The organism is Jannaschia aquimarina (assembly GCF_000877395.1).
GTDB lineage: Bacteria > Pseudomonadota > Alphaproteobacteria > Rhodobacterales > Rhodobacteraceae > Jannaschia > Jannaschia aquimarina.
The window spans coordinates 44,255-67,059 of sequence record NZ_JYFE01000080.1 but is presented as its reverse complement, the minus strand read 5'-3'; the positions used below and the strand labels follow the sequence as shown (position 1 = coordinate 67,059).

Annotated in this window: 32 protein-coding genes; 28 read left to right on the top strand and 4 right to left on the bottom strand. The window is 64.2% G+C overall.

The annotated features are described in order from the left end of the window. Positions 1-412 precede the first annotated feature (412 nt). Positions 413-1,147 (bottom strand): hypothetical protein, encoded by a 735-nt coding sequence (locus tag jaqu_RS19610; RefSeq protein ID WP_043920717.1) that lies wholly within the window; start codon positions 1,145-1,147, stop codon positions 413-415. Positions 1,148-1,450: 303 nt separating this feature from the next. Between jaqu_RS19610 and rpsJ the strand changes: the two genes are divergently transcribed. From rpsJ to jaqu_RS19555, 12 genes are all read left to right on the top strand, one after another. Then, entirely contained in the window at positions 1,451-1,759 is a 309-nt protein-coding gene (gene rpsJ, locus jaqu_RS19605; RefSeq protein WP_043920716.1) for a 30S ribosomal protein S10, read from the top strand. Positions 1,760-1,772: 13 nt separating this feature from the next. Then, a complete protein-coding gene (gene rplC / locus jaqu_RS19600; protein ID WP_043920715.1) occupies positions 1,773-2,651 on the top strand; it encodes a 50S ribosomal protein L3 in 879 nt (292 codons plus the stop codon). Further along, on the top strand, positions 2,648-3,265 hold the full coding sequence (rplD, locus tag jaqu_RS19595; RefSeq protein WP_043920714.1) for a 50S ribosomal protein L4: 618 nt from the start codon (positions 2,648-2,650) through the stop codon (positions 3,263-3,265). Before rplC ends, rplD begins: the two co-directional genes overlap by 4 nt. After that, on the top strand, positions 3,262-3,546 hold the full coding sequence (locus jaqu_RS19590; protein WP_043920713.1) for a 50S ribosomal protein L23: 285 nt from the start codon (positions 3,262-3,264) through the stop codon (positions 3,544-3,546). Before rplD ends, jaqu_RS19590 begins: the two co-directional genes overlap by 4 nt. 275 nt (positions 3,547-3,821) lie before the next feature. Then, entirely contained in the window at positions 3,822-4,160 is a 339-nt protein-coding gene (locus jaqu_RS22435; RefSeq protein WP_161793909.1) for a DUF1963 domain-containing protein, read from the top strand. A 315-nt stretch (positions 4,161-4,475) separates the two neighbouring features. Next, positions 4,476-4,961, top strand: a complete 486-nt coding sequence (locus tag jaqu_RS19585; protein ID WP_043920712.1) for a DUF1963 domain-containing protein — start codon at positions 4,476-4,478, stop codon at positions 4,959-4,961. Between the two features lie 230 nt (positions 4,962-5,191). Further along, positions 5,192-6,034 (top strand): 50S ribosomal protein L2, encoded by an 843-nt coding sequence (rplB, locus tag jaqu_RS19580; protein WP_043920711.1) that lies wholly within the window; start codon positions 5,192-5,194, stop codon positions 6,032-6,034. A gap of 3 nt (positions 6,035-6,037) precedes the next feature. Further along, a complete protein-coding gene (gene rpsS, locus jaqu_RS19575; protein WP_043920710.1) occupies positions 6,038-6,316 on the top strand; it encodes a 30S ribosomal protein S19 in 279 nt (92 codons plus the stop codon). Then, positions 6,313-6,693: a 50S ribosomal protein L22 gene (rplV, locus tag jaqu_RS19570; RefSeq protein WP_043920709.1), complete on the top strand. Its 381-nt coding sequence runs from the start codon at positions 6,313-6,315 to the stop codon at positions 6,691-6,693. Before rpsS ends, rplV begins: the two co-directional genes overlap by 4 nt. Further along, positions 6,693-7,430 (top strand): 30S ribosomal protein S3, encoded by a 738-nt coding sequence (gene rpsC / locus jaqu_RS19565; RefSeq protein ID WP_043920708.1) that lies wholly within the window; start codon positions 6,693-6,695, stop codon positions 7,428-7,430. The genes rplV and rpsC overlap by 1 nt, the downstream gene beginning before the upstream one ends. A gap of 13 nt (positions 7,431-7,443) precedes the next feature. Continuing rightward, positions 7,444-7,869, top strand: a complete 426-nt coding sequence (rplP, locus tag jaqu_RS19560; protein ID WP_043920707.1) for a 50S ribosomal protein L16 — start codon at positions 7,444-7,446, stop codon at positions 7,867-7,869. A gap of 216 nt (positions 7,870-8,085) precedes the next feature. Beyond that, the gene (locus tag jaqu_RS19555) at positions 8,086-8,763 is read left to right on the top strand and encodes a hypothetical protein (protein WP_141134317.1); all 678 of its coding nucleotides are present in this window, start codon (positions 8,086-8,088) and stop codon (positions 8,761-8,763) included. A gap of 123 nt (positions 8,764-8,886) precedes the next feature. Here jaqu_RS19555 and jaqu_RS19550 read toward each other — a convergent pair whose 3' ends face one another. Further along, a complete protein-coding gene (locus tag jaqu_RS19550; RefSeq protein WP_043920705.1) occupies positions 8,887-10,092 on the bottom strand; it encodes a winged helix-turn-helix domain-containing protein in 1,206 nt (401 codons plus the stop codon). Between the two features lie 370 nt (positions 10,093-10,462). Here jaqu_RS19550 and jaqu_RS19545 point away from each other — a divergent pair, with 370 nt between their 5' ends. The 13 genes from jaqu_RS19545 (at position 10,463) to rpmD (ending at position 16,982) form a co-directional block, all read left to right on the top strand. Then, positions 10,463-11,143: a vWA domain-containing protein gene (locus jaqu_RS19545; RefSeq protein WP_236687907.1), complete on the top strand. Its 681-nt coding sequence runs from the start codon at positions 10,463-10,465 to the stop codon at positions 11,141-11,143. Between the two features lie 24 nt (positions 11,144-11,167). Beyond that, entirely contained in the window at positions 11,168-11,788 is a 621-nt protein-coding gene (locus tag jaqu_RS19540) for a TIGR02466 family protein (protein WP_043920704.1), read from the top strand. A gap of 871 nt (positions 11,789-12,659) precedes the next feature. Further along, a complete protein-coding gene (rpmC, locus tag jaqu_RS19535) occupies positions 12,660-12,863 on the top strand; it encodes a 50S ribosomal protein L29 (RefSeq protein ID WP_043920703.1) in 204 nt (67 codons plus the stop codon). Continuing rightward, on the top strand, positions 12,856-13,086 hold the full coding sequence (gene rpsQ, locus jaqu_RS19530; protein WP_043920702.1) for a 30S ribosomal protein S17: 231 nt from the start codon (positions 12,856-12,858) through the stop codon (positions 13,084-13,086). Before rpmC ends, rpsQ begins: the two co-directional genes overlap by 8 nt. 118 nt (positions 13,087-13,204) lie before the next feature. After that, complete coding sequence (gene rplN, locus jaqu_RS19525; RefSeq protein WP_013963207.1) at positions 13,205-13,573, top strand: 50S ribosomal protein L14; 369 nt, start codon at positions 13,205-13,207, stop codon at positions 13,571-13,573. After that, positions 13,573-13,878, top strand: a complete 306-nt coding sequence (gene rplX, locus jaqu_RS19520) for a 50S ribosomal protein L24 (protein WP_043920701.1) — start codon at positions 13,573-13,575, stop codon at positions 13,876-13,878. The genes rplN and rplX overlap by 1 nt, the downstream gene beginning before the upstream one ends. Beyond that, positions 13,878-14,441 carry a 50S ribosomal protein L5 gene (rplE, locus tag jaqu_RS19515; protein ID WP_043920700.1) on the top strand — a complete coding sequence of 188 codons (564 nt, stop codon included), beginning with the start codon at positions 13,878-13,880 and terminating at the stop codon, positions 14,439-14,441. Before rplX ends, rplE begins: the two co-directional genes overlap by 1 nt. A gap of 10 nt (positions 14,442-14,451) precedes the next feature. Continuing rightward, on the top strand, positions 14,452-14,757 hold the full coding sequence (rpsN, locus tag jaqu_RS19510) for a 30S ribosomal protein S14 (RefSeq protein WP_043920699.1): 306 nt from the start codon (positions 14,452-14,454) through the stop codon (positions 14,755-14,757). 14 nt (positions 14,758-14,771) lie between these two features. Continuing rightward, the gene (gene rpsH, locus jaqu_RS19505; protein ID WP_043920698.1) at positions 14,772-15,164 is read left to right on the top strand and encodes a 30S ribosomal protein S8; all 393 of its coding nucleotides are present in this window, start codon (positions 14,772-14,774) and stop codon (positions 15,162-15,164) included. 10 nt (positions 15,165-15,174) lie between these two features. Next, positions 15,175-15,708 carry a 50S ribosomal protein L6 gene (rplF, locus tag jaqu_RS19500; protein ID WP_043920697.1) on the top strand — a complete coding sequence of 178 codons (534 nt, stop codon included), beginning with the start codon at positions 15,175-15,177 and terminating at the stop codon, positions 15,706-15,708. A gap of 12 nt (positions 15,709-15,720) precedes the next feature. Continuing rightward, complete coding sequence (gene rplR / locus jaqu_RS19495; RefSeq protein ID WP_043920696.1) at positions 15,721-16,080, top strand: 50S ribosomal protein L18; 360 nt, start codon at positions 15,721-15,723, stop codon at positions 16,078-16,080. Positions 16,081-16,208: 128 nt separating this feature from the next. After that, entirely contained in the window at positions 16,209-16,796 is a 588-nt protein-coding gene (gene rpsE / locus jaqu_RS19490; protein WP_043920695.1) for a 30S ribosomal protein S5, read from the top strand. Further along, positions 16,797-16,982, top strand: coding sequence for a 50S ribosomal protein L30 (gene rpmD, locus jaqu_RS19485; protein ID WP_043920694.1), 186 nt, complete (start codon positions 16,797-16,799; stop codon positions 16,980-16,982). A 148-nt stretch (positions 16,983-17,130) separates the two neighbouring features. Here the strand turns inward: rpmD and jaqu_RS19480 are convergent, their stop codons facing one another. Together jaqu_RS19480 and jaqu_RS19475 are read right to left on the bottom strand one after the other, a co-directional pair. Beyond that, positions 17,131-18,075 (bottom strand): 1-phosphofructokinase family hexose kinase, encoded by a 945-nt coding sequence (locus tag jaqu_RS19480; RefSeq protein WP_043920693.1) that lies wholly within the window; start codon positions 18,073-18,075, stop codon positions 17,131-17,133. Between the two features lie 16 nt (positions 18,076-18,091). Then, positions 18,092-18,757 carry a vWA domain-containing protein gene (locus jaqu_RS19475; RefSeq protein WP_236687906.1) on the bottom strand — a complete coding sequence of 222 codons (666 nt, stop codon included), beginning with the start codon at positions 18,755-18,757 and terminating at the stop codon, positions 18,092-18,094. 170 nt (positions 18,758-18,927) lie between these two features. Between jaqu_RS19475 and jaqu_RS19470 the strand changes: the two genes are divergently transcribed. The 3 genes from jaqu_RS19470 (at position 18,928) to rplO (ending at position 22,700) form a co-directional block, all read left to right on the top strand. After that, positions 18,928-19,701 carry a substrate-binding periplasmic protein gene (locus jaqu_RS19470; RefSeq protein ID WP_043920690.1) on the top strand — a complete coding sequence of 258 codons (774 nt, stop codon included), beginning with the start codon at positions 18,928-18,930 and terminating at the stop codon, positions 19,699-19,701. Positions 19,702-19,707: 6 nt separating this feature from the next. Beyond that, complete coding sequence (locus tag jaqu_RS20880; protein ID WP_084630066.1) at positions 19,708-21,633, top strand: methyl-accepting chemotaxis protein; 1,926 nt, start codon at positions 19,708-19,710, stop codon at positions 21,631-21,633. A 599-nt stretch (positions 21,634-22,232) separates the two neighbouring features. Beyond that, positions 22,233-22,700 carry a 50S ribosomal protein L15 gene (gene rplO, locus jaqu_RS19460; RefSeq protein ID WP_043920689.1) on the top strand — a complete coding sequence of 156 codons (468 nt, stop codon included), beginning with the start codon at positions 22,233-22,235 and terminating at the stop codon, positions 22,698-22,700. Positions 22,701-22,805: the final 105 nt, after the last annotated feature.

Genomic DNA, 22,805 nt, shown 5'->3' with positions numbered 1-22,805 from the left:
CCGGCGTCGTGTCGAAGATCGTCGAGTAATCGGCGATCTGACGCGCCAGCAAGGAGCGTGTCGAAGATCGTCGAGTAAGCGTGGCTCGCCCCGCAGGGGCGAACGCGCGAGAGCCGACAGCGCAAAGGCCGTCCGAAAGGGCGGCCTTTGTCGCGAGAGGCCAAGCGATCTGACGCGCCAGCAAGGAACGTGTCGAAGATCCCGGAATAAGGGCACTCTCTCGCCGAAGGAGTCTCCCTCGTGGGCATGCCTTCGCGACAGGGGCCCTTGCACCGCAAAGGCTCCTGAAAGCGGAAGATGCAGGACCCGGCAGCAACAGTGAGGAAGGGCGCCCCGACCAGGGCGCCCTTCTTTTCCACTGTAACTCTCGGTCCCAGCCCCTATCCCATACGCCCCCCGCAACTGGGCGACCTCAGAGACCTGGGAAGATTTTCAGCCGCAGGTCGCTGCGTCGCGCCAACCGCTCCGGTCCGAACTCGATCGCGCGGTCGACGGCGATCAGACCCTTCTCTATCCGCTCGACCTTGTCGGTGAAGCTGCGGAAATTCATCGATTTCCCCACCTTGAAATAGGAGAACCACACCCAGGGCCGCTGGCACAGGGATCGCATGAGCGACCAGGTGAAGACAGCGAAGGCATCGTCGAGCTTGTCGGAGATCACGCGATCCTGCTCCCAGGTGAAATGCCGATGGTAGAGATCCCGCAGGGTTTCCGCCGACGGCTTCGGCCCGTCCAGCGCCCTAGCGTAGTCATGGGCCAGGTCCGCCGGAATCCCCTCGGCGATGGCCCCTTCCGGCCCATGCCTCTTGATCGTGTGGATCAGTACATAGGTTTCGACCATCACCAGCTGGTTGATCTCCTTCAGGGCATCCACATACGTCGCGAACTGCCTGTAGCGCTTGGCTGGGGACATTCGCACCGTCGGGTCCAGCAGCGCGAGGGGGAGCGCCGCACATTTGGCGCAGGCCAGGTACCACGCCGCCCAGAGGGCGCCATGGGCCTCCACCAGCGCAAACAGGCACGTCCCATTCGGCGCATGGTAGAGGTCCAGATAGCCGCGCGCACGCCGTCGAAGGCTCGCGGCCGGCCCCGCCGCCCCTAGGGCGTCCTGGCGAATGGCGCGGATATCTGTGCTGCTGTCGAGCATGGTCGCCCTCCGCGTCCACCGAAGATCGGATCTTCGAAATCCCCGGAAGACCGCCACGGGAATGTGTTACCCTGTGGGCGTTCGGTGATCTTGTGGCGATGGGTGTGTTGTTGGGCCCGATACCCCCTTGCACCCCGCTTCCACCGGCGCTAAAGGCCCCCATCCACGGACGGGGCGGCCTTTGCCGCCCTGTTTCCGTCAGGGTCCGACGAGGGTGCGGGATGAGCCTGCATCGTCCTCTCGACTCTCACGACGGCGCCGACCTCTGTGAACGGGGGGCGTCGTGCCATTCGGGCGAACCCTATGAAAAGCCAGAATATCCGTATCCGGCTCAAGGCGTTCGATTACCGCGTGCTGGATGCCAGCACCCAGGAAATCGTGAACACCGCCAAGCGCACCGGTGCGCAGGTCCGCGGGCCCATCCCGCTGCCGAACAAGATCGAGCGCTTCACCGTGCTCCGTGGCCCCCATGTCGACAAGAAGTCGCGCGACCAGTGGGAGATCCGCACGCACAAGCGCCTGCTCGACATCGTCGATCCGACCCCGCAGACCGTGGACGCGCTGATGAAGCTCGACCTCGCGGCCGGCGTGGACGTCGAGATCAAGGTCTGAGGGGGATCACCAGATGCTCCGTTCGGGCGTTATCGCAAAGAAGGTGGGGATGACCCGCCTGTTCCAGGAAGATGGCCGCCAGGTTCCCGTGACCGTGCTGCAGCTCGACGCGCTGCAGGTCGTGGGCCAGCGCACTTCCGATCAGCACGGCTATACCGCGATCCAGCTGGGTGCGGGCACGGCCAAGGCCAAGCGCGTCTCCAAGGCGATGCGCGGCGTGTTCTCGGCCGCTTCGGTCGAGCCCAAGCGCAAGGTCGTCGAGTTCCGGGTCGATCCAGAGAACCTCGTCGAGGTGGGCGAGGAGATCATCGCCGACCACTATTTCGAGGGCCAGTTCGTCGACGTGACCGGCACCTCGATCGGTAAGGGCTTCGCCGGTGCCATGAAGCGGCACAATTTCGGCGGTCTGCGCGCCTCGCACGGCGTGTCGATCAGCCACCGCTCGCATGGCTCCACCGGCCAGTGCCAGGACCCCGGCAAGGTGTTCAAGGGCAAGAAGATGGCCGGCCACATGGGGGCCGCACGGGTGACCACGCAGAACCTGCAGGTCGTCAAGACCGACACCGACCGGGGTCTCATCATGGTCAAGGGCGCGGTGCCGGGCTCCAAGGGCGGCTGGGTGACGATCAAGGACGCGGTCAAGAAGCCGTTCCCCGAGAACGCCATCCTGCCCGCCGCGCTGATGAGCGCGCGCCGCGAGGCCGAGAAGGCCGCGGCCGAGGCCGCCGCCGCAGCGGAAGCCGAAGCCAAGGCCGCCGAAGAGGCGCGTCTGGCCGAGGAAGCCGCCGCCCAGGAGGCCGCCCTCAAGGAGGCCGAAGCGCAGATCGCCGAAGAGAAGGCGGGCACCGACAATTCGGACGCCACCCCCGAGAAGAAGGAAGGTGACGAATGAAACTCGACGTCATCAAACTGGACGGCGGGAAGGCCGGCTCGATCGAGCTGTCCGACGACGTGTTCGGCCACGAGCCGCGCATCGATATCCTGCACCGTGTCGTCCGCTGGCAGCGCAACAACGCGCAGCAGGGCACGCACAAGGTCAAGCAGCGGTCCGAGGTCAGCTATTCGACCCGCAAGATCGTCCGTCAGAAGGGGTCGGGCGGCGCCCGCCACGGCTCCCGCAAGGCGCCGATCTTCCGCGGTGGCGGCGTCTACAAAGGCCCCACGCCCCGCAGCCATGGCCACGAGCTGCCCAAGAAGGTCCGCAAGCTGGGCCTGATGCACGCGCTCAGCGCCAAGGCCCGCGAGGGCCAGCTCGTCATCCTCGACGCGGCGAATGCCGAGGGGAAGACGGCGGCGCTTGCCAAGCAGGTCAAGGATCTGGGCTGGAAGCGTGTGCTGGTGATCGACGGGGCCGAGGTGGATGCGGGCTTCGCCCAGGCCGCCCGCAACCTCGACAACATCGACGTGCTGCCCAGCCAGGGCGCGAACGTCTACGACATCCTCAAGCGTGACACCCTGGTGCTCACGAAGGCGGGCGTCGAAGCATTGGAGGCTCGGCTCAAATGAACACCTACGACGTGATCCGAAAGCCGATCATCACCGAGAAGGCGACCATGGCCTCCGAGGCGAACGCGGTCGTGTTCGAGGTCTCGATCGACGCGGCCAAGCCGCAGATCAAGGCTGCCGTCGAGGAGCTGTTCGGCGTGAAGGTGAAGGCGGTCAACACCACCATCACCAAGGGCAAGACCAAGCGCTTCCGCGGCCAGATGGGCAAGCGGAAGGACGTCAAGAAGGCGTACGTGACGCTCGAAGAGGGCAATACGATCGACGTGACGACGGGGCTCTGACCCGTAGGACGGGCAGTTCCGGGCCTTGGCCCGGGGTCGCCGACCGTTTTGAGATGGAGAGCCCCGCCGGAGACGGCGGGGCTTTTCCGTTCTACTTGCACGATACGAACACATTCCCTTTTTAATCTGCAACGGAAGTGACTTACTTTAGAGAAGAGGCCTCCTTGCTTGGATTCATCAAAGACCGACAGAAAGCGAACGAAGAGAATGCTGTGTTGGTCGCTCGATGAATAATCCGCTCTGACGAGACCGAGTGGGAACAGACGCGGTCATGCTTGGGCGGGCGACCTCCTGTCGATAAAGCGACGTGGCCTCGTTGGATGCACTGTATCGCGCAGTTGGATTTGTCTGAGATAGCCGCTCAGAACGTAGCTGTTCGGTATTCACTCCCAGACACCGGCCTCTTGGTATTCTTTGCCGACACTGATTCGTTCTCAGGGTCCGATCACCAAGGAGCTGTTTGCTATGTTCCAAATGAAGAGCTCGATAAAGAGCATGAACCTCCAGTGCTTCGCCCGGTCTACGGCGAGGATTGGAACTGCTACGATATAACGGCAGGTTCAGTTTCTCGGAGTGATGCACCCACGATTTTTCCGCGCTGGCCCATCAAGTAGTACCCGGCACATCAATTATGGGAGGGAGTAGATGCATTTACTCCCGACCTTGAGACACTCACCGGAAAAAGGGCGAGTTCCGTATATCTTGACTTGAGTGAATATGCGCCATCATCTCATGATAGCGACCGAACTTCTCTGGATGGAGGGATCTGGCCTTTTCCTGCTCGAGCTGCTTCAGCAATCATCCGAGATTTACTTCGGGTCGCGCTAGAATATCGAAATAGCCGACCAAAGCCAGATTAGGATGTAGTAACATCAGTAATTGAACACATTCGAGGGTCGTCTGAGATCGTTGGAAAGATCGTTGATTGCGTGGAGCATTGGCAGAACATTCTCTCGACATTGAACCCTGATGAACCTCTTGACGAACACTTGGCTCAGGCCTTCGCCGTTGATCTTAGGTCGATGGAAGGGCGGTTCCGTAAGGACGGAAAGAGTGTGAGATTTGGGGCTGGAACGACGGTCACGCGATCCGCAGCTTTGTCCTCATACTTTGAGATGTATTGCGGGACCCGTCGGATCTTTGACTTTATTCCTGATGTCATACGCAGACAGATTGAGACCACCCGGATGCGGAGTGCCTATAGCTCGTCCCCGCACCAGTTATTTGGCTTCGGTACGAACCCGCAGGAAAGTGATATGATCGAGCCGGGCATGGTGCTGTTGTTTCAGGTAGCAACCGACGAGGCGGTCGGCTTTATGTGGGGCGACGTTGGAGTTCTTCAGTACTGGATATCTCCGGAAGATCTTGCCGAGCGTCGTTGGGACAAGGTGGAATTCATAATGGACGGTCATTGAGGCACGAATTACCGGTACAAGGCACCTGAGTTGTACGGCGTCCGAAAGCGCCCTTGACCCCCCACCGAAACCCCCCTACACGCCCCCATCCGCAAGGCCCCGGATTCGTCCGGGGCTTTGTCGTCGCGCCGGCCCGGCAGGGTGGGGGCGGCATCCAAGCCGGGGACCTACGGGGCCCTATACCCACGGCGGGGCGACCCGTCTGACATAGCAAACGGAAGACAGCTGACATGGCACTCAAGTCGTACAAGCCGACGACGCCGGGCCAGCGCGGGCTGGTGCTGATCGACCGTTCGGAGCTGTACAAGGGCCGTCCGGTCAAGTCCCTCACGCAGGGCTTGACCAAGAAGGCGGGCCGCAACAACACCGGACGGATCACGATGCGCCGCCGCGGCGGCGGGGCGAAACGCCTCTACCGGATCGTCGATTTCAAGCGGAACAAGCGGGACGTCACCGGCGCCGTCATGCGGATCGAATATGATCCCAACCGCACCGCGTTCATCGCCCTCATCAAGTATACCGATGGCGAGCAGGCCTACATCCTGGCCCCCCAGCGCCTCGCCGTTGGCGACCAGGTGGTGGCCTCCGAGAAGGCCGACATCAAGCCCGGCAACGCGATGCCGTTCCAGGGCATGCCAATCGGCACCATCGTCCACAATGTCGAGCTGAAGCCCGGCAAGGGCGGCCAGATCGCGCGCGCCGCCGGCACCTACGCCCAGTTCGTCGGCCGTGACGGTGGTTACGCCCAGCTGCGCCTGTCGTCGGGCGAACTGCGCCTGGTGCGTCAGGAATGCATGGCCACCGTGGGAGCGGTGTCGAACCCCGACAATTCGAACCAGAACCTCGGCAAGGCGGGCCGCGTCCGCCACATGGGCAAGCGCCCGGCCGTCCGGGGTGTCGTGATGAACCCGATCGACCACCCCCATGGCGGTGGCGAGGGCCGGACTTCGGGTGGCCGCCACCCGGTGTCGCCTTGGGGCAAGCCCACCAAGGGCGCGCGCACCCGCAACAAGAACAAGGCGTCGTCGAAGCTGATCGTCCGCTCGCGTCACGCCAAGCGTAAGGGGCGCTAACAGATGTCTCGTTCCGTATGGAAAGGCCCCTTCGTGGACGCCTACGTCCTCAAGAAGGCCGAAACCGCCCGCGAGAGCGGGCGCAGCGACGTGATCAAGATCTGGTCCCGCCGCTCGACCATCCTGCCGCAATTCGTCGGCCTCACCTTCGGCGTCTATAATGGCCACAAGCATGTGCCTGTGAACGTCTCCGAGGACATGATTGGCCAGAAGTTCGGCGAATACGCGCCCACGCGCACCTACTACGGCCACGCGGCCGACAAGAAGGCGAAGCGCAAATGAGCAAGGACAAGAACCCCCGCCGCGTCGCGGATAACGAGGCCATGGCCAAGCTGCGGATGCTGAAGACCAGCCCGCAGAAGCTGAACCTGCTGGCCGCAATGATCCGCGGCAAGAAGGTCGAGAAGGCGCTGAACGATCTGGCCTTTTCCAAGAAGCGGACCGCCGAGGACGTGCGCAAGTGCCTCCAGTCGGCCATCGCCAACGCCGAGAACAATCACAACCTGGACGTCGACGAGTTGATCGTCGCCGAAGCTTGGGTCGGCAAGAACCTCACCATGAAGCGCGGGCGTCCCCGGGCTCGTGGCCGGTTCGGACGGATCACCAAGCCGTTCGCCGAACTCACGATCAAGGTACGCCAGGTAGAGGAGCAAGCCTGATGGGTCAGAAGGTCAATCCGATCGGCATGCGGCTTCAGGTCAACCGCACCTGGGACAGCCGCTGGTACGCCGACACCAAGGACTACGGCGATCTCCTGCTCGAGGATCTGCGCATCCGCCAGTTCATCGAGGAAGAGTGCAAGCAGGCCGGCATCAGCCGCGTCATCATCGAGCGTCCGCACAAGAAGTGCCGCGTCACGATCCACACCGCCCGCCCGGGCGTGATCATCGGCAAGAAGGGCGCCGATATCGAGACGCTGCGCCGCAAGCTGGCCCAGCTCACCGATAGCGAGCTGCACCTCAACATCGTCGAGGTCCGCAAGCCCGAGCTGGACGCCGCGCTGGTCGGCGAGAGCATCGCCCAGCAGCTCGAGCGTCGCGTCAGCTTCCGCCGTGCGATGAAGCGCGCCGTGCAGAACGCCATGCGCATGGGTGCGCTGGGGATCCGCGTGAATCTCGCCGGCCGCCTCGGCGGCGCCGAGATCGCCCGGACCGAGTGGTACCGTGAGGGGCGCGTTCCGCTCCACACCCTGCGGGCCGACATCGACTTCGCCAATATCGAAGCCAAGACCCCCTATGGCATCATCGGGATCAAGGTCTGGATCTTCAAAGGCGAGATCATGGAGCACGATCCCCAGGCCCGCGATCGCCGCGCCCAGGAAATCCAGGACGGTCCCGCCCCCCGTGGCGCCGGCGGCCGTCGCGACGACCGCGGCCCCCGCGGTCCTCGCCGCTGAGGAGTAGAGACCAATGCTGCAACCGAAACGGACCAAGTTCCGCAAGGCGCACAAGGGCCGGATCCACGGCAACGCCAAGGGCGGCGAGACGCTGAATTTCGGCACCTACGGCCTCAAGGCCGTCGAGCCGGAGCGGATCACCGCTCGCCAGATCGAGGCCGCGCGCCGCGCCATGACGCGTCACATGAAGCGTCAGGGCCGTGTCTGGATCCGCATCTTCCCCGACCTGCCGGTCACGTCCAAGCCCACCGAGGTGCGGATGGGTAAGGGCAAGGGCTCGGTCGATTTCTGGGCCTGCAAGGTCAAGCCCGGCCGGGTGATGTTCGAGATCGACGGCGTCTCCGACAGCATCGCGCGCGAGGCCCTGCGCCTGGCGGCGATGAAGCTGCCGATCAAGACCCGCACCGTCATGCGTGAGGATTGGCACGTCACCCAGTGACGTGCTGCCCGCCCCCGGGCACGGGGTGTGGGGACGGATATGACACGAGGGGCGCCTCCGGGCGCCCTTTTCCGTACTGGCGGGTTGTCCCGTTCGGATACGGTCCGGAATCTGCCGGATGGGGTGAGCTTCGTCACAGATTTGCCGTCCAACCCGTCTTTCATGCTGCTGCAGGGTCCGGCGGATCCGCGCCGGCGGAAGACACGGGGTCACACGATGACAAAAGAAGCAGGAGCGAAATCCGGCCCGGTCCGGGTCTGGTTCGCGGCGGGCAGTGTGGACAACAACGCGTCCAAGCCAATCTGGCAGGTCGGTCAGCACGATATCGACGTGGATCCGCTCACGAAAGAGCAACGGATTGCGCTGCGAAAGAAGAACAAGGTCGTCAGACAGGCCTACCGCTCCGGCGTGGAGGTCTCCGCTGCGGATCTCGGCCCCACATACTCTCTCATCCCGGATGAAAGAAAGCCGTCAGGCCCGCAACCATTCATGTTATTCGGCGGATTGGAGACAATCGTCACCGCCGAGACGCGCGCGCTGCTGGAGGAGCTGGATCCCGGCCCGCTGCGCTTCCACGCGATCGAGGTGCTGAACGCCGCCCGCACCGCACCGCTCTGGAAGGGCGCTGACCTGCACGTGATGCAGGTGCTGACCTGCCGGCGCGCAGTGGTGGTCGCGGAGTCCCGCGCCCTGGGCGATCCGGTCGGAAAGTGTCCCGACGGCGAGGCGCTGTACATGGTCTCGACCTCCCACGAGATGAAGGACGCGATGGTGGTTCTGCCGCCACCGGAGGGCGCAGCCGAGATGTGGCTCGACGATCGCCTCACCGGCGCGCTGTTCGTGTCGGACCGGGTGGCCAAGGCCCTGCGCGCGGCGAAGCTGAGCCGCGGCTGACGCCTCAATTCGTGCGTCGTCAAGACGGTGCACTGATGATCTGGAAGGTCCAGACGTCTCGCGCCCGCCCGTAGACCCGATCCGCACGAACGCGGTCGACGTCCGAGGCGTCCGATCCACCGTCTAGTCCCGCGCCTCCCGCAGCCACCCGTCCTCGAACCCGACCGAGCGGACCCCGGCCAGCCGCGCTGTCCGCTCCAGTGCCGCCTCCAGCCGTGCGCGCCGCCCCGCGCCGAAGCGTACCCCTTGCTCGGGCCATAGCGCGCGGACCTGCAGCCGGTCCCGGTCCCGCTCCGCTTTGATGTCGATGCGCCCCACGATACGGTCCGCTTCCAGCAGCGGGAACACGTAGTAGCCATAGATCCGTTTGGCTTCGGGCACGAAGATCTCGATCCGATAGCGGAAGCCGAACAGCCGCTCCGCCCGATTGCGGTCGCGCAAGGCCGGGTCGAACGGGCTGAGGACGCGCATCCGCCCCGGCGGCTCCGCCACGGGTTTCTCCAGCGTCTCGGGCCATGCCAGGCTGCGCCGTCGCCGCCTGTCCGCGCACTCGATCTCCACTTCGGTCACCTCGCCACGTTTCAGCGCCGCCTCGACCCAACCTTTCGCCTCGGGAGGCGTGATCAGATCCCAGAATGCCGACAGCTCCCCGCTCGTGGCAAAGCCCAGCCGGTCCAGCGCCGACCGGCACGCCCAATCCACCGTCTCCTCCTCCGTGAACCGGGCGTTCAGCCATTCCGGCGGGATTACGTTCTCGGTCAGGTCGTAGACCTTGCGGAACCCGTCGCGCCGCGTGACCGACAATTCGCCTGTGCGCCAGAGGTATTCCAGCGCCGCCTTCGAAGGATGCCAGTCCCACCAGCCGCCCGTGGACCGGGCCTCGTCCTCGCCGACATCGGCCGAAGAGCAGGGGCCGTGATCCGCGATCCGCCGCAGCACCGCATCGGTTTTCGAACCGAACTCCCGGCCCCATCGCGTCCACTTTTCCGCCAACACGTCCGCGTTTCTTGCAAAACGCAGACGCCAATGCGGGAAATGACGCATCGCGATCATGCTGGCATCATGGGTCCAGTGCTCGAACACCCCCCGGTCGCGGTCATGCAGCCGGTGCAGCGCATCCGGCCGATAGGACGTGCGGCGCGCATGCAGGATCATGTGATGGGCCCGCGCCACGGTGTTGATCGAATCCACCTGCACGAAGCCCAGATCTTCGATGACGCCCTGCAGGTCGGGGCCGTGCCCTGGACCCGAGGGCGCCCCCGCCAGGTCGTGCCGCGCCAGAAACAGCGATCGTGCGCGGGCATTCTCGATCAGCGGGCGGGAGGTCATGCCCTGCGCTACCAGCCCGGATGCCCTCCGTCACCCGCGACGGCGGTCTTCCCGCTTCATCTCGGCCCAAATACTCCCGCCGGAGGCCCGGATCGGACGGGGCTCGATGCCCCGTTCGATCCGTTCCCGGGCGCGCCGCGTGATGCGGCGCGCAACCGATCCGGCATCGTCTGTGCAGACAGGGGGTGCACGGGGGGTCGAGCAGGCTCCCCGGGATCGCTCTGGTGGAGCGATCCGCCTGCGAGCGGGCGAAGCCCCGGGCACCGGACCGGTGCCGCTTGTGCAGACGGGGGGTGCACAGGGGGTGCACACCGATTTCGGTCCGAAATGCCGGGCTCGACAGACGCGGCGAACCTGCCATCATGCCCCCATGTGGCTGCGCGCCTTTCTCACCGCGACGCTCACATCCTCGGTCGCTTTGGCCGCCGACTGCACCGAGGATGCGATGATCGTCTTCGACGGCTCCGGCTCGATGTCGGAGGTGGGCTTCAACCAGCTCGACGAGCCCCGCATCTTCGAGGCGCGCCGTGCCGTGGCCCGCGCCATTCCCGAGATCGCGCTCCATCGACGCATCGGCCTCGTGGTCTACGGGCCCGGCGGCGGGGATAGCTGCACCGGCATCGACCTACGCTTCGCGCCCCGCGCGGATGCGGCGCAGGCTATCATCTCGGCCATCGACACGTTGGAGCCGGATGGCGCCACCGCCCTTGCCGATGCTGTGAAGATCGCCGCGGAAACCCTTGACTACAAGGCGAAAGCCGGGGCCGTTGTTCTGGTGACCGATGGGAAAGAAACCTGTTTCGGTGCCCCATGCCAGCTTGCGGCCGAGCTGGCGGCAACCGGCCGCGACCTGACGGTCCACGTGATCGGCTTCAAGGTCCGCGGCGACTTCTTCGCGTGGCAGAGCCAGGGCGAAAGCGACTATTCCGATGCCGATACGCCCGCCCGCTGCCTCGCCGACCGAACGGGCGGGAAGTACGTGACGGCCGAGACGGTGGACGAGCTGACGGCCGCGTTCCGCGAGACGCTGGGCTGCGCGCTTCTGTTCTGAGCCGCGACGGGGTAGGGGGCGCTCATGGCCGAGATCTCCTCCCTCTTCGCGACACGCCTCTACCGCGCCCGCCTGTCCGAACACGCCCCTGCAATCGACCCGCAGGAGCTCTACGACAGCTGCTATTCCATCGCCGAGGACGACGAAGCCGGCGACGCATGGTGCGAGGCGAACGGCTATCCCGGCTACACCTCCTACGCATCTCTGACCGACTTGCCGTGGCGCTTCCCGATCTTTGCCGATCTGGTCCGCGCGCTCGATGCCCACGTCGCGGCCTTCGCCAGGGATCTGGCCTTCGATCTGGGCGGCAAGGCGTTGGAACTGGAAGATATCTGGATCAATATCCTGCCCGAGGGCGGCAGCCATTCCGGCCACATCCACCCCCATTCGGTGATCTCGGGAACGACCTACGTGTCGATGCCGGAGGGCACGAGCGCCTTGCGCCTGGAGGACCCGCGCCTCCCCATGATGATGGCCGCCCCGCCGCGCGCGAAGGACGCGCCCGCGGAGTTGCGCGCGTTCCACTACGAGGCTCCGGAGGTCGGCGACGTGCTGCTGTGGGAGAGTTGGCTCCGCCACGAGGTGCCGCTGAACCGCAGCGAGGGCGAGCGTGTGTCGGTGAGCTTTAACTATAAGTGGGGTTGAAATGGCCCGAGCCGGTTCCGCAACGATCCCCCGCTCCTGCTCAAGAGGCACCCCATGCCCGTCGTGATCCATGTGGCGCATCGAAATGCGGACGCGCGTCGCTGCAGATGGCCCCGTCGGGGCGCCCGGTTACCCGCGCGAGCGATGGCCGGACCGTCGCCTCCGGTGCCTGGGGGCGACAAGGTCCGGTCCCAAGGGCGGATCCGACCGACGCCGATGACAAGTCGGCCTGTGGCTATCTCCGATGGCGTTCCGGCACCAAGGCGGCTGCCCATCCAGCGCTCGACGACATTGGGGTGATGCCGACCGAGACATACGTTTCGGTCATATCCCACGAGGGGTTTTTTCGGCATGTTGACGCCCTGCGCGAGGCGCGTTTTCTCGAGGGCGTATCGGCAGCCACCGCTATCGTTGTCTTCGTCCGCCCGCGTTCCCCATAATCGAGCACGTGGTCGGGACACAGTGCACCTTCCGAAACAGTGCCAATCCTTGGGCCATCCCCCGCGATCTGGCGGAGGCCATGTGCCGGGACATCGTCCGCGACACGCACCTCCGCCGGCTGACCTTGCAGATACACAACCGTCTTTTGCCAAGAGGCCAACCGTTGGGAACCGGTGATACATCTGGAATGGGAACGGAGTGGCGTCCATGTCCGCTGACATGACGTAGCAGGCGAAAACGATCGGTGCTTCGTTGAAGTGGGTCGGGCATGCGGTGGACTGGATGAGTCAGTCACATAAGCCGGGTCGAACCACCGATCTGCCCCTTGCGCCTTTTTGAACCTTCGTCTAAGCGGCGCGCTCCACCCACTCCACCGGGCGAAGGGTCACCCCACGCGGGGCCTTCCGGTGATGTTGCAAGGAGACAGGCGATGGACGCCACCGAACTCCGGGGCAAGACCCCCGACGAGTTGCGCACGCAGCTCACCCAGCTGAAGAAGGAGGCGTTCAACCTCCGTTTCCAGCAGGCCACCAACCAGCTTGAGAACACGGCCCGCATGCGCGCCGTGCGCCGCGACACCGCGCGCGTCATGACAATCCTCAACGAGAAGGCGAAAGGGGAAGCCGATGCCTAAGCGTATTCTCCAGGGCGTCGTCACCTCTGACCAGAACGCCCAGACCGTCACCGTGTCGGTCGAGCGCCGCTTCAAGCACCCGCTGCTGCAAAAGACGGTGCGGAAGTCGAAGAAGTATCGCGCACATGACGAGAAGGACCAGTTCAAGGTCGGCGACATGGTCCGCATCCAGGAATGCGCGCCGAAGTCGAAGACGAAGCGCTGGGAAGTGATTGCGAACTGATCGCGAGGGGTCTATAGGCCCCCTCTGACGAAGCCCGCCGCGCCAGCGGCGGGCTTTGGCCATACGAAACCCTGGGGACAAGGGCCGCATCGCCCCCCCACAGGTCGGGAGTAAACCAATGATCCAGATGCAGACGAATCTGGATGTTGCTGACAATAGCGGCGCGCGCCGTGTTCAGTGCATCAAGGTTCTTGGCGGATCCAAGCGGAAGTATGCCTCTGTCGGCGACATCATCGTGGTGTCGGTAAAAGAGGCGATCCCGCGGGGCCGCGTGAAAAAGGGCGACGTGCGCAAGGCCGTCGTGGTCCGCACCGCGAAGGAGGTCCGTCGCGACGACGGCACCGCCATCCGTTTCGACCGCAACGCCGCCGTCATCCTCAACAACAACAACGAGCCGATCGGCACCCGTATCTTCGGGCCGGTGGTTCGCGAGTTGCGTGCGAAGAACTTCATGAAGATCATCTCGCTCGCGCCGGAGGTGCTGTGATGGCTGCGAAACTCCGCAAGGGCGACACCGTGATGGTGCTGACCGGCAAGGACAAGGGCAAGACCGGCGAGATCGCCAGCGTCGACCCAAAGGCCGGCAAGGCAGTCGTCGACGGCGTCAACATGGCCATCCGCCATACCCGTCAGAGCCAGGCTTCCCAGGGCGGCCGCATCCCCAAGGCGATGCCGATCGACCTGTCGAACCTCGCCATCGTCGATACCAACGGCAAGGCGTCCCGCGTCGGCTTCCGTATGGAAGACGGCAAGAAGGTCCGCTACGCCAAGACCACGGGGGATGCGATCTGATGCTCGATCAAGCCAACTACACCCCGCGCCTGAAGACCTCCTATGCCGAGACGATCAAGCCGGCCATGAAGGAAGAGTTCGGGTACAAGAACGACCTGCAGATCCCGCGGCTCGAAAAGATCGTGCTGAACATCGGCGCGGGCTCGGAAAGCGTGCGCGACTCGAAAAAGGCGAAGTCGGCCCAGGAAGACCTGACCGCCATCGCCGGACAGCAGGCCGTCGTGACCAAGGCCAAGAAGTCGATCGCCGGCTTCCGGGTCCGCGAAGGCATGCCGCTGGGCGCGAAGGTGACCCTGCGCGGCGACCGCATGTACGAGTTCCTGGACCGTCTGGTGACCATCGCGCTGCCGCGCGTCCGCGACTTCCGCGGTGTGAAGGGCAGCGGGTTTGACGGCCGCGGCAACTACAACATGGGCCTCAAGGAGCACATCGTGTTCCCCGAGATCAACTTCGACAAGGTCGACGAGGTCTGGGGCATGGACATCGCTTTCGTGACGACGGCGCAGACCGATGACGAGGCGCGCGCCCTGCTCAAGCACTTCAACCTGCCCTTCGCTGCCTGAGGATCCTGATATGGCAAAAGAATCCATGATCCAGCGTCAGAAGAAGCGCGAGCGGCTGGTGAAGAAGTACGCCGCCAAGCGCGCCGAACTGAAAGAGATCGCGAACGACGAGTCCAAGCCGATGGAAGAGCGCTTCAAGGCGCGCCTGAAGCTGGCCGAGCTGCCCCGCAACTCGTCCCCGACCCGTCTCAACAACCGTTGCCAGCTGACCGGTCGCCCTCGGGGCTACTACCGCAAGCTGAAGCTTAGCCGCATCATGTTGCGCGACCTGGCCTCCAAGGGCCAGATCCCCGGCATGGTCAAGTCGAGCTGGTAAGGAGGATCTGACAGATGAATGATCCCATCGGCGATATGCTGACCCGCATCCGCAACTCGTCCATGCGCGGCAAGTCCACCGTCCGCACGCCGGCGTCCAAGCTGCGGGCCTGGGTGCTCGACGTGCTGGCAGACGAGGGCTACATCCGCGGCTACGAGAAGGTGACCGGCGAAGGCGGCCACCCCGAGATCGAGATCAGCCTCAAGTACTACGAGGGGGCACCCGTCATCCGGGAGCTCAAGCGCGTCTCGAAGCCCGGTCGCCGCGTCTACATGTCCGCGGCCGACGTGCCGTCCGTCCGTCAGGGGCTGGGCGTCTCGATCGTGTCCACGTCCAAGGGCGTGATGTCGGATGCCAATGCACGCTCCGCCAATGTCGGCGGCGAAGTGCTCTGCACCGTATTCTGAGGAGGGCGTCATGTCTCGTATCGGCAAGAAGCCCGTCGACCTGCCTTCCGGCGTGGAGGCGTCCGTCTCGGGCCAGACCATCAGCGTGAAGGGGCCCAAGGGCACCCGCCAGTTCACCGCGACGGACGACGTGACCCTGTCGGTCGCCGACAATGCCGTCACGGTCGAGCCGCGCGGCAAGTCCAAGCGGGCGCGTCAGCAGTGGGGCATGTCCCGCACCCAGATCGCGAACCTGGTGCAGGGCGTGACCAACGGCTTCAAGAAAGAGCTTGAAATCCAGGGCGTCGGCTACCGCGCCCAGGTTCAGGGCAATGTCCTGAAGCTGAGCCTCGGCTATTCCCACGACGTCAACTACGACATCCCCGAGGGGATCACGATCACGGCGGCAAAGCCGACCGAGGTCACCGTGGAGGGCATCGACCAGCAGCGCGTCGGCCAGGTCGCGGCCGAGATCCGCGCTTGGCGGGCGCCCGAGCCCTACAAGGGCAAGGGGATCCGCTACAAGGACGAGTACATCTTCCGCAAGGAAGGCAAAAAGAAGTAAGGACCGGACATCATGGCACTTTCCAAGCGAGAGCTGTTCCAGAAGCGCCGCATGCGCGTCCGGAGCAAGCTTCAGAAACTGGCCGCCGGGCGTCCGCGCCTGTCGGTCCACCGTTCGAACAAGAACATTAGCGTCCAACTCATCGACGATGCAGAGGGGCGCACGATAGCCTCCGCCTCGTCGCTCGAGAAGGATCTGGGTATCTTCGGCAAGAACAATGTCGACGCCGCCGCCAAGGTCGGTTCGGCGATTGCCGAACGGGCCAAGAAGGCTGGTGTCGAGGACGTGTTCTTCGATCGCGGCGGGTTCCTGTTCCACGGCCGCGTCAAGGCGCTGGCCGACGCGGCGCGCGAAGGCGGGCTGAAGTTCTGACGAAGGGCAGGGGGCGGTCCGCCGCCCCCTCGATGACCCGGGAGGGGTTCGTAGGTTTTCCACGGGCCGGCTCACCAGGGTTGCAGGAAACGTGAAGGGCGCCGTCCTTCCGCACGAGGAGATGCCGCATGGCAAGAGACGACAACAGAGGCCGCGGACGCGGCCGGGACCGGGACGAGAGCCCGGAATTCGCCGACCGCCTGGTCGCCATCAACCGCGTGTCGAAGACGGTGAAGGGCGGTAAACGCTTCGGCTTCGCCGCCTTGGTCGTCGTCGGCGATCAGAAGGGCCGCGTCGGCTTCGGCAAGGGCAAGGCCAAGGAGGTCCCCGAGGCCATCCGCAAGGCGACCGAGCAGGCCAAGCGTCAGATGATGCGCGTACCGCTGAAGGACGGCCGCACGCTGCACCATGACATCGACGGGCGCTGGGGCGCCGGCCGGGTGGTGATGCGGACCGCGCCGGAAGGAACCGGGATCATTGCCGGCGGCCCGATGCGCGCCGTCTTCGAGATGCTTGGCATCTCTGATGTCGTGGCCAAGTCGCTTGGCTCGCAGAACCCCTACAACATGATCCGCGCCACGCTGGACGGCCTGCGCAAAGTGCAGTCGCCCCGCTCGGTGGCGCAGCGCCGTGGCAAGAAGGTCGCCGATATCCTCCGCAAGGAAGACGCACCGAAGGTCGATGGCGAACAGGCCCCTGTGGTCGAGGAGGCGTAAATGGCAACCATCGTCGTCAAGCAGGTGGGCTCGCCCATCCGTCGCCCCGCCGAGCAGCGCGCGACGCTGATCGGTCTGGGCCTCAACAAGATGCACAAGACCCGCGAACTGGAGGATACGCCTTCGGTCCGCGGAATGATCAACAAGATCCCGCATCTGGTCGAGATCGTGGAAGAGCGCGGCTGAGGCTGCGCGGACGGTGGGTCCTTCCCACCCCGTGTTCCAGCGCCCCGGTCAGGAATGGCCGGGGCGTTTTCTCATGAGGGCAGGGGGCGATGACCTACCTTCGATCGAGACGAGGGCCAGATTGCAGAAGCGCGTCGGCGGCGCAGTTCTACATCCCGACCCGCTCCACCTGACCGAAGAACCGCTCGACCTCCTCACGCCTGCATAGCTCCGTCCCATGTGTCGTCACGGCGCTCGCCGCCGCCGCCGTGCCCCAGCAACAGGCGGTCACGGCATCCTCGCCTCGCGACAGCGACAGCGCGAAGGCACCCATGAAGCTGTCGCCCGCGCCGATCTTGGAATGCACGACCACGACCGGCGGACGGGTCAGGCCGCGCCAGTCGCCCGTGTCGATCACGGTTCCCTGCGCGCCAGCCGCGACGACGACGATCTCGGCCGCACCTGCCGCCCGCAGTTCCGACGTCAGCGCGGCGATATCGTGGAGGTCGCTCAGCGTGCGACCTGTCAGTTCTTCGGCTTCGGCGGTGTCCATCCGCAGCACGTAGAGACCCGCTTTCGCCTCCGCCGCACGGCTGAGCGCGGGGCCGGAGGTGTCGATGACCATCCGTGCGCCCTGTGCGGCAAGATCCGGGACCAGATCGAGGAAGAAATCCACCGATAGTCCTGGCGGCAGCGAGCCCGAGGGGATGACCAGCGCCCCGGGAGTGACGGCTCCCAAGATCGCGTCGCACGCGGCTTCTGCGTCGGATGCGGTCCAGTCGGATCCAGGCATCATGAACCGGTATTGAAGTCCCGTCGCCATATCCCGGACGCTGATCGATTGCCGTGTCGCGTAATCGACGCCGAGACTTCCGCATGTCAGGCCCTCGGCCTCGATCAGATCGACCAATTGCTGACCGGTCTGGCCCCCATACGCCACGAGGGCGCGGCTTTCTCCGCCGAGATTGGCGATCGCTCGGCTGATGTTCACGCCGCCGCCGCCCGGATGGATCAGCGGAGCCGTGCAGCGGAGCTTGCGGTCCGGAATGACCGCCGGTGCGTCGGTGGACAGGTCCAGCGCGGGATTGGCGGTGATGGTCAGAATCTCGGCCATGTGTCCTCCGTCGTGGCTATCCCCCGCGCGCCTGCCGGGGCACACGGACGCTTCCGGTCAGAGGACATCCCAAGGTGATGCGCAAGGCGTCCTCCAGTTCATCGACGGTTTCCGTGCCGAGAAACAGGCCGCCGGTTCGATCCGACAGGCACTTGGCGACCGTGTCGCCGGCGAAGATCTGCTGCTCAGGATTGTCCCAGGCAAAGAAATCACGGTTTGCGCGGAAACCGATGACGTGGATCGTTAGGTCACGCGCTTCTGCGGCCAACCGGTTCGAGAGCGCACAGGGCGTGCCGCCGCAGGTCTCGTTTCCATCGGTCACAAGGACGATGATCGCGGGCCTTTCGCGAAAGCTGAGCACCCCGGCCGCCTGCTCGACGGCTGCGGCCAGCGGAGTGAGCCCGGCGGGTGTCAGCGCATTCAATTCGGCGACGACCAGCGAGGCCGCGCGGTCGATCGGTGGGAAGGCAAGGCGGATGCCGGAACACGCGTCCTCGCCGTCCGGACCATAAGTCATGAGCCCTATCCGGCGGTAAGCTTCGATTTCGGGCATGACGCGCTCGATCGCCTCGCGGGCTTCGACGATCCGCGTCTTCAACCCGGTTTCGAACGTGATTTCCGACATCGAAGCGGATCCATCGAAAACGACCATCGCGTCGGTGGCGCAGGATGAAGCCGCCATTTGAGGAAAGGCTAGCGCGGAGAGGGCCAGAAGTGTTCGCATCGTCCCAGGTTTGCAGGACGTCCCGTGGGTCGCAAGGTCGATGGCACAGGTGATCTGTCGAGCGTCTCAATGATTTGTTCACTGCCTGCATGTCAGGGTCGTGCCGATTCCGAGGTCGAGGTCGCGCCATGTTCAGACTGTTTTCGCTCATTTTCGCTTTGGTCTCGGGCCTTCCGCAGGTCGGATCTGCCGAGACGATCCGCGCGGTGACGTCGGACTTCCTGTCCCCCCTGTCGATCGGCCCTGAGAGAGAGGACCCAGGTTTCAACGTCGAACTGATGCAGGCAATCGCACAGCGAGCCGGGCTGGATCTGGAAATCGAATGGATGCCCTGGAAACGCGCTCAGGCCGTTGTTGCACAGAAACCGGGGCTTTTGCTTTTCGGCGCGACCCGTACCGCTGCCCGAGAAGAGCGGTATGAGTGGGTCACTCCGCTCATAACGGCCGAGCGTGTGTTCATCACGGCCGGGGATCAGATCAACGATTTCGAAGGGGCTCGTGGGCTCGGGCTGATCGCGGCCCGATCGATCTATCGGGAAACGCTTCTCAAGATGGGCTTTCCGAATGTCGAAGAGGGGCACAGCCATTCAAACTACCAGAAGTTGAAGTCGGGTCGTGTCGATGCGATCTTCACAATCTCTGTCAGAGCCCGGTACATTTGGGAGAAAGAGCTCGGGTTCGCGGACGACGCATTCACGGTCGGTCGTTCGGTTTCTTCCTCCGATGTCTGGCTGGCTGCGAGCAAGGGCTACGACCGCGAGACTGCACGACGTCTCCACGAGGCTAGCCTCCAGATCCGCAGCGACGGCACCTTCGAAAAGCTGCACGAAAAGTACTTCGGAAATCTCCCGGTCGTGGAGCTGGCAAGACCGGACCAAGTCCCGACAACTCTTGCCGATTGATCCGGCATGTCAACATTCCAGAACCTGTCAATTCGGGCAAAACTCCTGTTTCCCGGGCTCTTTTGTCTCCTGCTCTGTGTGGGGCTGCTAACGGTATTCTGGATCCATCGGCATTCGAGTGCGCTTCTCACCGGCTTCGAAGACACCGTACGGATGAGTCAGCGCTTCGTTGCGCCGGGCCTATCCGCAGCAGTCTGGGAATATGAGGCAGAGCGAACCGCAACTGTTTTGTCAGGGCTGCACAATTTCGCGGCCTTCGAGGCCGCCTGGGTCATCTCCGAAGGTCAGATCTTTGCGGCGACCGGCGAAGAGCGAGCGGTATCGCCGGCGGTAGATGCCGCTATGTCGGACCCGCCGGACGAGTTCGCCGGTTTTCGGGATGACGGCACGTATCTCGCTGTGCTTCCCCTGTTCAGAAGTGAAGGGACGAGGATCGGAACTCTCATTTCCGTCTATTCTCCGGAGCCCCTGATGCGGGAGCTGGCACAGGCGCAGATGGTGGCCGGGGGGCTGGGACTCTTCTCTTTCCTGCTTTCCGGAACGGTCTTCTTTCTGGTTGCACGCTCCGTATCCGCTCCGATTCGGCGTCTCGTGAAACGTGTCGATGCGCTCAAGGCGGAAAAATTGGACATAGAGATCCCCGAGGCAGAGTACCGTGATGAGGTTGGACAACTTGGGCGTGCAATCGCGGGCTTCAGGGACTCCATAATCGCGAGACGGCGCCTCGAGGCTGCTGCCGCCGAGGAGCGTGAAGCTGCGGAAGCACAGAAGGCAGAGCTCGAAAGGGTTCAAAGGGAGCATGCGGAGGCGGATGCCCTCGCCGAATCGGAGCGGATCGAAGCGGAGAGAGATCGCAGACAAGCCGAGGTCGTCGAAGCCGAGCGTCACGCGCGCGAACGCCAGCTTCTCATCGATGAACAGGCATCCGTCGTCGAAGCGCTCCGGCAGGCGCTGGGCCGATTGGCCGATGGCGATCTCACAACGCGCATCGATGCAGTCTTCGAGGAAAAATACGAAGACCTTCAGGAAGACTTCAATCTGGCGGTCGAGCGACTTGGAGCAGCGGTTGCCCTTGCCGGAGAGAAGGTCACAGCCATCGAAGCGGGAACCGGCTCTATCTCGGACGCCGCGAAAGGATTTGCAGACCGCTCATCGACACAGGCTGCCGCGGTCGAGCGGGTCGCCAAGTCATTCCGAGAGATAACGGCGTTCGCCAAGGACTCGGCCGAGCGAGCCGCTGCCGCCAGACATCTCGCGGCAACCGTTCGGTCGGACGCAGAGAACGGGACGGAGGTCATCGAGGCGACCTCGAGTTCGATCCTACATATCTCCGAATGTGCGAAGAAAGTCTCCGAAACGATCCTGATTGTCGAAGACATCGCTTTCCAGACGAACCTCCTCGCCTTGAATGCCGGCGTCGAGGCCGCCCGAGCGGGCGAGTCAGGGCGAGGCTTCGCAGTGGTCGCGTCGGAAGTAAGGGCGTTGGCTACCCGGTCGGCGCAGGCAGCCAGCCAGATCGAGGAGATCACCCGGAAGACGGTTCTTGCCGTGGAGGACGCAACGGCCAGTGTGGCCGCATCGGATGAAGCCTTGGATCGGATCCTGAAATCGGCGACGGATATCAGCGACCAAACATATCGGTCGGCAGACAGCGTGGGCACGCAGGCAGATGATCTGGCGCTGGTCAACAAGGCGATGCAGGAGATCGATCAGACATCGGACGCGAATGGACAAATGCTCGGAGAGATCACAGCCGCGATCGAGACATTGGTCAGCCAGGCAGGGGATCTGCGAAGCGAGATGGTTCGGTTCCGGCTGGCTGAGGATACCCTGATGCCGGTGCATGGCACCGGAGGCTGCGATCAGCTTCGCGATCGGCTATCCGTGGTAGAGGATGCTTCAACAGTGGGACTGCGTACTGCACTCAAATAAAGCACGAGGAGACAAGAGGCTCGGATTGGGTCGTGCAACTGTTCCAAGACCACTCGGGCCTGTACTCACGGCAAGCTGATGTCCGGCTCGATCCAGAGCTTACCTCGGGACATATTGAGCAGCGGCTTCTCCCGCAGAGACTTGACGAGCCTACTCTGGCAATAAGCGCGTCGACCAGGGCTCGTGTGTAGCAGGCATCGGGGACGGCAAACGATGCCGGAGGTGTACCGAAGGACAGACTATGCGCAGCATACTCACCAGGCTCGGCGCGCTCGAAGCCGCTTTGTTCCATACGCCTCATCTGCCTGATCCGCTCTGCCCGCGGCGCTCACTTGAAATATGCCGCGCCCTTTTCCAGCCGTGCGCATGTGTCCGGGAGGAGGTCCAGGACCCGCCGCGTGATTCCCCGCCTTCCTGACACGCTGTGGTTTTGTACTCTTCGCATCCCACCCCCTCGCATGAGGCTGCAGATCGGCCCTTGTGTACAAGGCCGACGCCGTGTAGGCGCAGCCGTCCGAGATCAAAGTCTTCGGGTCAGTCGAGAAAGCCGTGTGCGTCCCGTTCGCTTCGGGGGCGTCTCCGGCAAGAGGAGAAGCGAAATGGTCAAACTGAACGAACTCCGGGACAATCCCGGCGCCACCCACAAAGCCAAGCGCGTCGGCCGCGGTCCCGGCTCCGGGCTGGGCAAGACCGGCGGACGCGGCATCAAGGGCCAGAAATCCCGCTCGGGCGTCGCGATCAATGGCTACGAGGGCGGGCAGATGCCGCTCTACCAGCGCTTGCCGAAGCGCGGGTTCAACAAGCCGAATCGCAAGAGCTACGCCGTCGTCAATCTCGGCAAGCTCCAGCAATTCATCGATGCGGGCAAGCTCGATGCCGGCGCGATCACCGAAGATGCGCTGGTCGCCAGTGGCCTCGTTCGCCGCAAGCTCGACGGGATCAGGGTTCTCGGCAAGGGAGAGCTGACGTCCAAGGCGACGATCACCGTCACCGGCGCATCGAAGGGCGCGATCGAAGCTGTCGAGAAGGCCGGCGGTTCGCTGACGGTGGCGGCTCAGGCCGAGTGATGTAGCGAGAGCGCCACACCGGGTTGTGGCCCGGTGCGGCCTTCCTTACATCTTCCCACGTGTTTCCAGGCGCCGCCGGACGGGACCCGTCGGCGGCGCCTCTCG